We start from the raw sequence: 12,078 nt of genomic DNA, 5'->3' as shown, positions 1-12,078 counted from the left end.
ACTCTGGGTTCAGGAAAAACGATGCAACTCACCCGGAGAGACCGAGCCATGACCGAAGCGACCAAACCCACGCCCGCTGCCCCCGAAGCCCTGATCCTCGAGATCGCCGCGAAGCATTTCTTCATCGAGACGCTGGAGACCCGGAACAGCGACCGGCTGGATTTCCACGATGTGGCGGTCTGGGCGATGCGGGCGGCCCTCGAGGCCGCCTACGAGGCCGGGCGGATCGCCGGTGCCAAGGCCACGCTGGCCGCCGCCACTGCCTGCCGCTGAAAGGAACAAGCCATGACGAACACCACCACTTGCAGCCATGTCGCCACGCTTCCCGGCGTTCAGGCGTGAGGCAGGCAGATGAGCACCCGCGCCCAGATCGCGATCCAGATCGGCCCCGACGAATGGGCCCATGTCTATGTCCACTACGATGGTTATCCCGCCCATATGCTGCCCGCGCTGGCAGGCTGGAAGCCCGAAGACATCATCGCCGCCCGTGAAATCCGGCAGGTCACCCCGGAGGCGCTGGATTGCTTCGACCCGCCGAGCAAACCGCGCATCCTGCCACGTCCCACACGGGAATTTGCCCACCTTTACATGTGGATCGGCTGCCAATGGGTGACGGTCGCGCCACAAGCCAATGCGGAGCAGCCCCCACATGGGCCACGCGGAGTTCAATCAGAAAGCACTGATATTGCTCGGAATTACCTACACTTGGGGGCCCGTCAGAGCGATTGTGATTACACGGAAACGATGCAACTCACCCAAGGATGCCCCGCCATGACCACCCGCCGCGCCGCCGCCACGAACGACAAAGCCCTGAGCGCCTTCCTTGCCGCCAAGGCCGAGATGGACACCATGCTTGCGCGGCTGCAGGCGCTGAGCGCTGACCATTTCGAGACCCATCCCGACGAGGTGAACTGGGGCCATGTCGGCACGCTGACCCATTACGCCAGCCTGCTGCGCGAGATCACCGACAGCGCCTTCAAGGAAGGCGAACACGCCGAGTGAAAAGGCCACGGCCCCGGACCAGCCCCGCGATGGCGGGGCTTGGCCTCGTAGAAGGCGGCGCATCCCGCGCGGCCAGATGAACGGAATACCCGATGTACTATCAGACCTTGCTCAAGGAACTGGCGCCCGACCTGAACCCCGCCGGGGTCGAAGCCTCGATGCGCCTGCACTACGGCACCCTCAACCATCTGCCGCGCGAGACCTTCTTCAAGGAGGCGCGGCTCGCCGCCGATCTGGAACGCCAGTCGCCGGGCATCCTGCGCCGCATCGCCGACAGCATGGGCATGGGCGGCGAATTCGCCAAGTGGGAGGCCTGAGCCATGACCAAGCTGTCGGAAACCCAGAGCCTGATCCTGACCGCCGGAGCCCAGCGCCCGGACAATCTCGCCCTGCCGTTGCCCAAGGGGCTGGCCGGAGCGGCGGCGAAAATGGCCGTCGGCAAGATGATCGACCGGGGCTGGCTGCAGGAGGTCGAGGCCAACCTTCGTCGCGGCGAGCCGCTCTGGCGCGAGACCGGCGATGGTCACGGCACGACGCTGATCGTCACCGACGCAGGGCTTCTTGCAGTCGGGATCGAACCGGCAGTGGTGCAGACCATCGCCGTCATTCGGGAGCGCGCCAAGACGGAGCCCGAGGCCGAAACCAAGGCACCGACCCTGCGCGCCGGAACCAAGCAGGCGCAGTTGATCGCGATGCTGCAGCGGCCCGAAGGCGCGACGATGGACGAGATTACAGCAGCCTTGTCGTGGCTGCCTCATACGGCGAGGGGCGCTATGTCCGGGGCCTTGGGCAAGAAGCTGGGGCTGGTTGTGACCTCCACCAAGGATGACACGCGGGGTAGGATCTACCGCATCAATTCGGCGGTCTGACCCCGCACTGCGGCATCAGTCCGCCAGTCGCTTGGCCTTCAGATCGGCGAAACTCTCTCCGGTCTCGGCCAGTATGGCCGTGGCGCCAGAGAAGTCCTGCCAGCGGGTGATGGCAACATCGACGTAAGCCGGGTTCAGTTCGATCCCGAAGCAGACGCGGCCTGTGGTTTCCGCCGCGATCAGCGTCGTGCCCGATCCCATGAAGGGCTCGAACACCGCCTGACCGGGGCTGGAATTGTTCAGGATCGGGCGGCGCATGCATTCGACCGGCTTCTGCGTGCCGTGCACGGTTGCGGCATCCTGATCCTTGTTGGCGATCTGCCACAGGGTGGTCTGCTTCCGGTCGCCCGCCCAGTGCCCCTTGCCAGTCTTCTTGACGGCATACCAGCAGGGTTCATGCTGCCAGTGATAATCGCCTCGGCTCAGGACGAGGCGGTCCTTGGCCCAGATGATCTGTGACCGCACGGTGAAGCCCGCCGCGACCAGGCTTTCCGCTACGGTCGAAGAGTGCAGCGCGCCATGCCAGACATAGGCGACATCGCCGGGGAACAGTGCCCAGGTCTCGCGCCAGTCGGCCCGGTCATCGTTCAGCACCTTGCCGGTGCGTTTGGTCTTGGCGGCCCCAGCCTGGTTGCGCCAGGACGGATCATATTCCACGCCGTAGGGTGGGTCTGTGACCATGAGCAATGGGCGAACATTGCCCAGCAGGCGCCCAACCACGTCGGCGGACGTGCTGTCACCGCAGATCAGACGGTGCGACCCCAGCTGCCAAAGGTCACCCGTCACTGACACGGGCGTGACCGGCGGCTCTGGCACTTCGTCTTCGCCCTCGATAGCACCAGCCTCGGCCTGATCGGGATCGCGCAGCAGGGCGTCCAAATCCTCGTCGGTGATGCCGAGCAGGGACAGGTCGAAATCTTCGGCCAACAGCCCCGCGATCTCGTCGCGCAGCATGGCCTCGTCCCACTCGCCCAACTCGGTCAGTTTGTTGTCGGCGATCCGATAAGCCCGGCGCTCCGCTTCATCCAGATGGCCAAGCCGTATCACTGGCACATCCTTCAGGCCCAACATCGTGGCGGCCAGCACCCGACCATGACCGGCAATCAACTCGCCGTCGTCCGCCACCATGCAGGGCACTGTCCAGCCGAACTTCGCCATGCTGGCCGCGATCTTCGCCACCTGGTTGGTGCCGTGGATCTTGGCGTTCCTGGCATAGGGGCGCAGCCGTTCGATCGGCCAAGTCTCGATCTGGCTCGGGGTGAACACCAGGTCCATTGGGGCTCTCGTTCATGGCAGGGCGGACAACGCGATGCGCGCCGCTTGTGAGAGTGGCGGCGGGGCAGGGTCCGCGAAGGGCGAAATGAAAAGCGCCCGCGAGGGGGTCCCTCCGGGCGCTGCTTTCGGTGGTTTGGTCGCGGAATGCTAGACGGCCAGGGTGCTCGGGTCATTCCCTGCGTCTACGTGATCGATGAACCACTGTGGTCTGCGACCACGGCCCGACCAGGTGATCGAGAAGTTCTCTGGATGGTGGTATTTCGCAGTGGCGGGCGCCCGGATGGACTTGGGTCGTTCCGCACCGATCAGGTCCGTCAGCACAAAGCCCAGCTCCTTGGCCAGTGCCTCGACCTTTGCCAGCGCTTCGGCCTTCTGGCGGCCTTTAAAAGTCGAAATGGACTTGGCGATGGACTTTTCCAGAGACTGCAGCTCCTTCAGGGTCATCGCTTCAATGTTCAGGCGATCCAATTCGATTCTCCCGGTTTTGCGCAGCTGTCAGGCATTATCTCTACGGTTTCTTCGCAGCAAGGTCTTCCCGAGCGGGCTGCACGGTGAGTCGAGCGCGGCTGCCCCTCAATCGTCCGATCCCGCCAGCGCTCTTCTGCCGCGACTTTGACCGCCTCGTGCATGTGCCCAGAAAACAAGAGCGCCCGCGAGGGGTATCCTCCGGGCGCAATTCTTCGATGATTGAGGGGTAGGTCAAGAGGGGCAGGTTTGTCAATCGGAATCTGTGAGTGGATTCAATCTGTTGTCGGCGCGAAAGATCGGTAGCGAGGCCATTAACGGCATGACCTTCAACCGAGTTCGACCGCGCGGGCGGAATTTGCTAAGATGAGGTCTTTGGGGGAATAAATCATGGGTATGCTTGATCGTCTGCTTTCGTCGCCAGAACCGTTCATCAGCGACGGGGGTATGGAAACGGATCTGATCTTTCACCACGGCGCCGACATGCCGCTGTTCGCCTCCTTCGTCCTTCTCGACAGCCCGGAGGGTCGCGAGATGCTGCGTCGCTACGCGGTATCCTATTTCGACCTGGCACAGTCAGCTGGGCGAGGCTTTGTGCTCGGCACTCCAACCTGGCGCGCCAACGGTGGCTGGGGACCGAAGCTCGGATTGGACGACGCGGGGATCCGCGATGTCAACCGGCGTGCCATGGCCTTCGCCCGCGAGCTGCGCGATGCCCATCCTTGGCGCGACCACATCCTGATCGAAGGGGCACTCGGACCGGCCGGCGATGGATATGCGCCCGAACAACTGCTGACTCCGGACGAAGCTTACCGCCTGCACAACGCCCAACTGGAGACTTTTGCCGAAGAGGGCGTGGACATCGCCTCGGCCTTCACCATCACCCACCCGGGCGAGGCCATCGGCATGATCAACCGGGCGCGCGACCTTGGCTTGCCTTTCGCGTTGTCGTTCACGGTCGAGATCGACGGGCGATTGCCGACCGGGCAGGACCTCGCCTCCGCGCTCGACCAGGTCGAAACGGCGACCGACGGCTATGTTCGTTACTATGGGATCAACTGCGCCCATCCCGAGCACTTCGGCGAACAGCTGCCGTCGGGCTGGGTGAACCGCATCGGCATGATCCGACCCAATGCATCGCGCCGCAGCCATGCCGAACTGGATGAGGCAACAGAACTGGATGACGGTGACCCGGATGAATTCGGCGCGCTTTACGCCGAAATGGCGGGACGCCTGCCGGAACTCCGCGTCGTCGGCGGCTGCTGCGGTTCGGACATGCGGCACATCAAGGCGCTGATCGCCGCGGGCGTCTGAGGCAGGGCTTGTCCAGACGCCCCCCGCATCAGGGCCAATTTAGCGGAATTGGCTGATTGTCTTTGAGCCAAGCCCTCAACCTTAAGGGGTCGCCGATGTGTTCCCATTCATCCAGCTAGACGGAGGAAAGCATGACTTTGAGCAAGGCAACTGCATCTATGAGAAGCGGCGGCGACATGACACGCGACCAGATGATCGCACACATCCGCGCCGCCAACGAAGTCGCCATCGATGCGGCCCGGCATGGCCATCATCCCTTTGGCGCGGTGCTGGTGGGTCCTGACGACCGCATTCTCATGCGTCAGGGCAATATCGGCACCGTCCGGCATGCCGAGACCGAACTTGCGCGGCGCGCGGCGGAGGCCTACCCATCGGAATTCCTCTGGACCTGCACTCTCGTTTCGACCGGCGAGTCCTGTGCGATGTGCGCCGGCACGCTCTACTGGGCGAACATCGGTCGGTTCGTTTACGGCTATGAGGAAAGCCAGCTCCTGGCGCTCACCGGTGACCACCCAGAGAACCCGACAATGAGCCTTCCTGTGCGCACGGTGCTTGGTTCAGGTCAGAAGGACATCAAGGTGTACGGGCCGTTTCCCGAACTCGACGACGAGTTGCTCGCCCCGCATAGAGACTTTTGGAAGCAGATGCCCAAGGGCTGAGAAGCGCTGCTGTGCGATGCGATTGTCGATCCCACTGACTCAAGTGACCGTCAGAACCGTTTCCCGGAGACATCGATGCCCAGCATCACTTGTCCTCCGACCACGAAATTGTGCGGTGCCATGGCAACATGCTTCACAGCGGCCTGAACATCTCTGACACAACGTTCGAGCCGCCCGCCTTCGGAAATTGCGGCCGCGCCGGCCGCGGATGCGACGATTTCCACCGCTCGAAGCGAGCACTCAGCCGAATGGGCCAGCGCCACGCGGAAAAAGGCCCTGGCTTCGGTGAGGCTCTGACCACCAACATCGAGGGCATCTTCCAAATCCTGCAAGGCCGAAAGGATAAGCGCCTTGCCCGAGCGACGCAGTGCTTCGGCGTGGGCGAGGTCAATCTGGATCATCTCGCGCTCCCTGAGGGGCTGCGAGCTTCCCGAGATCGTCCGGCCCGACAGCGCGATGAATGCGTCGATGGCGGCCTTGGCGATGCCCAACGGCACGATCGAGACGCTCAAGGTCAGCATCGGAATGATGGGAAAGCGATAGAGCGCACCCGAATGTCGGGGCAGGGCATCGACAAACCCATGGGTGTGTTCGCCCGGCACAAAGACGTCGTCCGCCACGAAGTCCTGGCTGCCGGTGCCGCGCAGACCGGAGACGAACCAGGAATCAATGGTCTGGATGGTGCTGGTCGGCAAATGGCAAAACAGCATCGCCGGGGCGTTGGCCGTTCCTTCGCCCTCGATCTGGCAAAGACCGACGACGCGCCGCGCGGTGGGAAGGCCGCTGGTGAATGGCCAACGGCCCGAGACCCTGAAACCACCCTCGACGCGTCGTGCCACACCCAGGGAAGCAGTTGATCCTGCCATCTGGCAATCAGGCCCGGCAACCCAGTCTCTCGCGACCTCGGGGCCGAGATAGGCCACCATTCGGCCCATCGTGTTGGCATTCGTCAGGCACCAGCCGAAACTGCCGTCAATGGCGGCAGCTGCCTCCACCACCTCGATAAGATCCCGGGGGCTGATCTCTGCACCGCCAAGGGCACGCGGCGTCCATAGCCGGAAAAGGTCGGCCTCGACCATGGCTTGAGTTACCGCGTCAGGCAATCTGCGTAGGATGTCAAATTCGGACCGATGCAGTTCCACCAGCGGGGCAAGCCCGCGTACCCGGTCCATGAGTTCGGGAAGTTGGTATGCCATCGAGCCATCCATGACCTGTCCTCCGACCGGGCTTCGCTATCCGACAGCATTGCACCGGACATGTCGACGTTGCAAAACCGCAGTTTTCATGTGAGAGTGAATTCAGTTCATCCAGAAGCGACAGACGTGATGCGCAGCCTTCCACCCCTGGCGTCGCTCCGGGCTTTTGAGGCTGCCGGGCGTTTGCTCAGCTTTCAGGATGCCGCCCGGGAGCTCGGCCTGACTCCGACGGCGATCAGTCACCAGGTTAGGCTCCTTGAACAGTCCTGTGGCAAGCCGCTGTTTCAACGCCGTCCACGCCCACTAAGTCTGACGCCGGCTGGTGCAACCCTCCTTTCCCGTGTCAGCAAGGGACTCGATCTCTTTGCGGAAGGCTTTGAAGCCATTTCAGATCGACAGCAGCAGCGGCTGAAGGTCACCGCAACCAACGCCTTCGCGGCCCGCTGGCTCATGCCTCGTGTTCCCTCCTGGCGGGCATTGCGTCCCGACATCGGGCTGGACATCATGGGCAGCGACACCGTGCTCGATCTGGTCGGAGGTGAGGTCGACGTCGCCATCCGCTATGCACGGCAGGCGCCGAAGGGTCTGGTTTGCTCTGAGATTGGCCGAGACAACTATCTCGTTGTCGCCAGCCCGTCCCTGGTCGGCCGGGGCCCGCTCGACTTTACCCCGCAGGACCTGTCCCGCTATCCCCTGATCGATGGCCAGTGGACCGATGACTTCCTCAATCCGCCAATGTGGTTTGAGTGGGTCCGGCTGGCGCGTGAGCGATGGTCAGATGTCCCGGACCTTGCAGGGCACGCCTCCCTCAGCTTTCGCGAGGATCTTCACGGTATCGAAGCTGCCATAGCCGGATACGGTATCGCGATCTGCAGCGACATCTTGGTGGCTCCGGAACTGGCGAGTGGCGCTTTGGTCAGGGTTTCCTCACTCGCCCTCGAAGGCTACGCTTTCATCGCGGCGCATCGGCCAAATCATCCGCGCCAACAGACGATCAAAGCCTTCGAGGCCTGGATCGCTGAATGTTTTCGCGCGATGATGTCGACCGACCACCAGAGAAGCTGATCTCGGAGCACCTCCGCCGCAGCAAGACGCGTTGTCCGAAGGCACATGGACAGGCGTTCGTCGGAAGCCTCGGAGCCGAACCCGCTCGATGTGCCGCAGAGCCGCGGCAAAAGGGGTCGGAGAAAGACTCTGGTTTTGATCGGCTCGCGGGTCAGATACTTTTCTTCGAGACGGAGTGCTGTCGCTAGTCCAATCCCATCTGCGCGCGAAACTCCTTGGCCGAATTCTTGTGGGGGAACGCGGCTTTGGGGACTGGGACCTCCAGCGCGGCACACAGTGGCTCCCACCCGTCGTCGGGCTTCCATTCCAGCAAACGGCCAGGCGCGACGCCTTCGCGGACAGATGCGTTGTGGCGCTCGTAGGCCGCCAGCGCACTTTTCCGGTCGTTCCAGTCCGGCGTGAAACGCCACGACATCATCTCTTCGATCATCCCCGACGATACCGCCAGCGGATCGTTGGCCGAAACTGGCTGGCGATTCTTCTCAAGGATCGTTGCGTTGGCGCTTTTCCACCAGGCTTCGGCTGTCTCACGGACAGTCAGGACCACCAGCGCTTTGGGATACAATGAACTCAGTTCCCGCCAGAAAGCGCCTGCCGGCCAGTCAACGGTTGCAGCGTAGCCTTCCATGATGGCACCCAGGCCCGCTGTATCGCCTCGAAGCGCCGATCGCCAAACTTCCACATGCTCGGGATGAGCGTACACCTCGTCCATGTGGTAACATGGCGCCTTCAGAAGAAACTCAAGTGCCGACTTCAGGGATGTCGTTCCGGTCCGCCCCAGTCCAGCGCCAACCACCCGCAAGGTCATTTATCCCTACTCCGAACTGCGCGCCCGACGACCGGCACTTGGCCCGGGCCCTGTTCCGTCATCCACCAAATTAGAGGCTCTCCTGAGCAAGAGTGACGCTAGGGGTGGGCATTGGCAAGTCAAACCTCGCCCTGAGCGGGCAGGTCGGCCGAACAGTCCACGCGCGGGGCGGGTCGTCTATGCTACCCAAGTGACGGGCCGAGCTATCCGCGACTTGGCAACACGCACCGACTTGGTTCCGGCATGGTCGCAGGAAGGGCGGCGTCCATACTGGCTACTGAAATCACGACTTGGCCGTGCTGGATTCCGCAAAAGAATCCAGCATGGCGAGATCGTGATTTAGTAAGATTCTGATATTACGTGATTAAAAATCACGACCTTCACGATCTGGATTCCCAGTGGATTCCCCGGTGAAAAGGCCAGTCGCTAGCGAAGTGCTGCGCTGCGCCCCCCCGCATACGTCAGGGGCCGGGGAGGAACCAGAGGGGGGGCCATCCGGCCTCGTCGATTACCTTCCCTTGAGGAACTCGTCGACGAACTCGGGTAGGGGCGGGGCGCATACAGCGCGATCTCACCAGACAGCTTGCCCCGCCCGCAGGGGGATGCCCCTGTTCATGCGGATATAGTCATGAGTGGCAGGATTTCCTCGAGCAGCACAATCTAGTTCCCAGCATGAGCCGCTGCGGCAACTGCTGGGACAATGCGGTCGTATAGAGCTTCTTTAACCTGCTCAAACGCGAACGCATCAGGCGCAAGAAAGTTGATGAACAATCGGCATCCCCCCGATCAGTGTGTCCATATTCCCTCTGGGCTTGTCGCAAGGGGCTCGACCAGTCCCGGTTACGACAGAAAACCTCCAAAGGTCTGACAGCCGCCCACTCAGAAGTCGCGTGATATGACCTCTACTCCCGGCAAATGCCGCGCCACGAGCCGCCGGGCGAGATCGAGTGCGATCTCGTGGGTGACTGAGCGGTCGCCCAGTCCCAGCCGCACCCAAAGCCCGTCGATCAGCGCCGAAAGCGTCAAGGCGAGCGCCTCCGCTTCGTCCCGCGGCAAAAGGGGCGTCAGCGCCGACATCATGTTGGAGTGCATCCGGCTGTGGAACACGCGCTGCAGTCGCGCCAGGCGCGGCGCCCGGGGGGCCTCGGCGCAAAGCGACAGCCAGGCATGGCCATGCGGCGGACGAAAGACCTCGGCGCCGAGGTTCTCTTCGACGATGGCCCACAGTCGTTGAGGCGGCGTCTCGGCCAACCGAAGTCGCCGCACGACGCGGTCGCGCAGATCGGCATTGGCCTCGCGCATCGCCTGTTCGAAGAGGTCCTGCTTGTCGCGGAAATAGTGAAGGACGATGCCTTTTGAGGCTCCGGCTTCGGTGGCGACCTTCTCCAGCGTCGTCGCGGCCGCCCCCTCGCGCTGCATGACCGTCACGGCGGCCCGGCGCAGTTCTTGCCGCCTGATGTCCGAGAGTTTCGTGAGTTTCATGGCACCTCCGCCGCGACTGTCGACGAAATTAACGGCGGGATCAAGCATTGACCGACGGGTCAACGATGATTACCGTCGGACAGTATTGATTCCACTCGGCCACAACTCCAGGAGATCCGAATGCCCCTCCGTACGTCCCTTACCAGCCTCTTCCTGCTGGCGGCTCTTCCCGCCCAGGCCTTCGACCTGCCCAAGGTCGAGGGGCCGATCCCGGTGACTGAGACCTCCCATATCTTCAACGGCGCCGCCTGGCAGGTCGAGCCTATCGACCTTGCGGCCCTTGGGTTTCAGGAGGACGAATACCTGATCAGCGGCACATCGCAGGTCCATAACTGGATGCCAAATGGCAACTATGAGACCACGGTCACCGGTGAGGGCGCCTATGTGACACGCATGACGATCCGCCGCCCCTCGGACATGTCGAAATTCAGCGGCCGCGTGGTGGTCGAGATCATCAACCCCTCGGCGATGTATGACTGGACCGCGATGTGGTCGGCGCTGTGGGGGCGGGTGGTGGCCAATGGTGACGTCTATGTCGGCATCACCAGCAAACCCGCCGTCTTTCCGGGGCTGATCAAGTTCGATGCAGACCGCTATGGTCGGCTGAAGTTCCAAAATCCGATCCCCGTCGATCAGCAGGCCTGCGGGCAACTTCCGGGTGAAGAGGGCTATTCGCCGAACCTCTCAAAGCTGGAGGAAAACGGCTTGGCCTGGGACATCTTCACCCAAGTTGGCGCGATGCTGAAAAGCGATGATAGCCCCTTGGGCGTGCAAGCCAAGACCGTCTACCTGACCGGAGAATCCCAAAGCGGCAATTACATCGTCACATACTACAAATACTTCCAGCCCAAGGCGCGCCTCGACCGGGGCGGCAAATCCGAGCCGATCTTCGACGGTTTCCTTCTTGAGGCCGCGACTTCGCCCGAGGGCAGCCCGATCCAGCAATGCGCCACGCCTCTGGCCGCCGACGACCCGCAGCAAGTGATCCCCGGGCGGCCCGAGCCCTTGATGCTGATCAATTCGCAATGGGATTTCTTTCCCTATCGCCAGCGCGCGCCCAAGCCCGACAGCGCGACCGCGACTGACCGGTCGCGCACCTGGGAGCTGGCGGGGTCAAACCACGGCTGGCTCTGGCAGTATCTGTATGGCGATGCCGACCACAAGGATCTCGCCAAGGGCGATCTGTTGGGCGGCAGCGAGTGGACGGCCTGGCGTTGCCCGCCCGAGCGCCCGGAAGTGCCGCTCTACATGGCCGAAAAGGCGATGTACCAGCACCTGATCGCCTGGACCGAACAGGGGATTGCCCCGCCCCAAGCCGAACCCATAGCCCTGAAGCCCGGCAGTTTCGACATCGACTATGACGCGAATGGCACGGCCAAGGGCGGGTTGCGTCTGCCGATGGTGGCGGTGCCGATCAACGCCTATGGCGAGGGTCGCGCGACGCTGTCGGACGGCTGCCCTGAGCTGGTGCCCTTCGACGCCGCCACGTTGGGCAAGCTGTATGGCTCGCCCGACGGCTATGTGAAGGCCTTCACGGCGGCGACCGATGATCTGGTGCAGAAGGGGTTCCTGCTGGAAGAGGACAAGGCCAAGCTGATCGCGGGTGCCCAGGCGGTGAAGTTCTGACAACTTGCAGAATTTGGAAGGTGTGAACAGGATAGTTCACACCTTCCGCAACTAGCGGTCTGCCCATGCGGCTGCAACCGAACCCACATGGTGCGCCATTGAACCGAGCGGATGGTTCAGAACTGTACCCGCACCCACGGGAAACCGGGTCGCAAGCAAAGGCTTGTGTCGGGCATTGGACCGCTCTCTATGAATCGCCCCTAGATTTGTAGACGCCTTGCTTGGTAATTTTGGAAGCAAGGAGGACAAGATGTCCGGAGCTAAATTCACAGACGAGTTCAAGCGCGATGCCGTGGCCCAGATCGAGGATCGGGGTT

General features: G+C 62.6%; 13 protein-coding genes. 8 read left to right on the top strand and 5 right to left on the bottom strand.

All coding sequences use genetic code 11. The features are described 5' to 3' along the window. Nucleotides 1–48 precede the first annotated feature (48 nt). The 4 genes from G4Z14_RS15865 (at nt 49) to G4Z14_RS15845 (ending at nt 1,871) form a co-directional block, all read left to right on the top strand. Nucleotides 49–273, top strand: a complete 225-nt coding sequence (locus G4Z14_RS15865; RefSeq protein ID WP_164627485.1) for a DUF6900 domain-containing protein — start codon at nt 49–51, stop codon at nt 271–273. A gap of 498 nt (nt 274–771) precedes the next feature. After that, the gene (locus G4Z14_RS15855; protein ID WP_164627567.1) at nt 772–1,002 is read left to right on the top strand and encodes a hypothetical protein; all 231 of its coding nucleotides are present in this window, start codon (nt 772–774) and stop codon (nt 1,000–1,002) included. Between the two features lie 92 nt (nt 1,003–1,094). After that, nucleotides 1,095–1,319, top strand: a complete 225-nt coding sequence (locus tag G4Z14_RS15850; RefSeq protein WP_164627483.1) for a hypothetical protein — start codon at nt 1,095–1,097, stop codon at nt 1,317–1,319. Between the two features lie 3 nt (nt 1,320–1,322). Next, the gene (locus G4Z14_RS15845) at nt 1,323–1,871 is read left to right on the top strand and encodes a DUF3489 domain-containing protein (RefSeq protein ID WP_164627481.1); all 549 of its coding nucleotides are present in this window, start codon (nt 1,323–1,325) and stop codon (nt 1,869–1,871) included. A gap of 15 nt (nt 1,872–1,886) precedes the next feature. On the opposite strand, the gene G4Z14_RS15840 is transcribed toward G4Z14_RS15845, so the two are convergent. After that, on the bottom strand, nt 1,887–3,146 hold the full coding sequence (locus G4Z14_RS15840) for a site-specific DNA-methyltransferase (RefSeq protein ID WP_164627479.1): 1,260 nt from the start codon (nt 3,144–3,146) through the stop codon (nt 1,887–1,889). A gap of 147 nt (nt 3,147–3,293) precedes the next feature. After that, nucleotides 3,294–3,614, bottom strand: a complete 321-nt coding sequence (locus G4Z14_RS15835) for an H-NS histone family protein (protein WP_164627477.1) — start codon at nt 3,612–3,614, stop codon at nt 3,294–3,296. Nucleotides 3,615–4,001: 387 nt separating this feature from the next. On the opposite strand from G4Z14_RS15835, the gene G4Z14_RS15830 reads away from it, so the two are divergent. Together G4Z14_RS15830 and G4Z14_RS15825 are read left to right on the top strand one after the other, a co-directional pair. Further along, nucleotides 4,002–4,925: a homocysteine S-methyltransferase family protein gene (locus G4Z14_RS15830; protein ID WP_164627475.1), complete on the top strand. Its 924-nt coding sequence runs from the start codon at nt 4,002–4,004 to the stop codon at nt 4,923–4,925. Between the two features lie 176 nt (nt 4,926–5,101). Next, nucleotides 5,102–5,584, top strand: a complete 483-nt coding sequence (locus tag G4Z14_RS15825; protein WP_164627473.1) for a nucleoside deaminase — start codon at nt 5,102–5,104, stop codon at nt 5,582–5,584. A 50-nt stretch (nt 5,585–5,634) separates the two neighbouring features. Here the strand turns inward: G4Z14_RS15825 and G4Z14_RS15820 are convergent, their stop codons facing one another. Next, a complete protein-coding gene (locus tag G4Z14_RS15820; RefSeq protein WP_164627471.1) occupies nt 5,635–6,780 on the bottom strand; it encodes an acyl-CoA dehydrogenase family protein in 1,146 nt (381 codons plus the stop codon). A 60-nt stretch (nt 6,781–6,840) separates the two neighbouring features. Between G4Z14_RS15820 and G4Z14_RS15815 the strand changes: the two genes are divergently transcribed. Continuing rightward, nucleotides 6,841–7,845, top strand: a complete 1,005-nt coding sequence (locus G4Z14_RS15815; RefSeq protein ID WP_227751796.1) for a LysR substrate-binding domain-containing protein — start codon at nt 6,841–6,843, stop codon at nt 7,843–7,845. A gap of 184 nt (nt 7,846–8,029) precedes the next feature. Here the strand turns inward: G4Z14_RS15815 and G4Z14_RS15810 are convergent, their stop codons facing one another. Together G4Z14_RS15810 and betI are read right to left on the bottom strand one after the other, a co-directional pair. Beyond that, nucleotides 8,030–8,653 carry a sulfotransferase family protein gene (locus tag G4Z14_RS15810; RefSeq protein ID WP_164627469.1) on the bottom strand — a complete coding sequence of 208 codons (624 nt, stop codon included), beginning with the start codon at nt 8,651–8,653 and terminating at the stop codon, nt 8,030–8,032. Nucleotides 8,654–9,532: 879 nt separating this feature from the next. Beyond that, complete coding sequence (gene betI, locus G4Z14_RS15800; protein WP_164627467.1) at nt 9,533–10,135, bottom strand: choline-binding transcriptional repressor BetI; 603 nt, start codon at nt 10,133–10,135, stop codon at nt 9,533–9,535. Between the two features lie 120 nt (nt 10,136–10,255). On the opposite strand from betI, the gene G4Z14_RS15795 reads away from it, so the two are divergent. After that, nucleotides 10,256–11,761 carry an alpha/beta hydrolase domain-containing protein gene (locus tag G4Z14_RS15795; protein ID WP_164627465.1) on the top strand — a complete coding sequence of 502 codons (1,506 nt, stop codon included), beginning with the start codon at nt 10,256–10,258 and terminating at the stop codon, nt 11,759–11,761. The last annotated feature ends 317 nt before the right edge of the window (nt 11,762–12,078 follow it).

Source organism: Tabrizicola oligotrophica (genome assembly GCF_011008935.1).
Lineage (GTDB): Bacteria > Pseudomonadota > Alphaproteobacteria > Rhodobacterales > Rhodobacteraceae > Tabrizicola_A > Tabrizicola_A oligotrophica.
The sequence above is the reverse complement of the archived record's forward strand: the minus strand, read 5'-3'. Positions and strand labels throughout refer to the sequence as shown.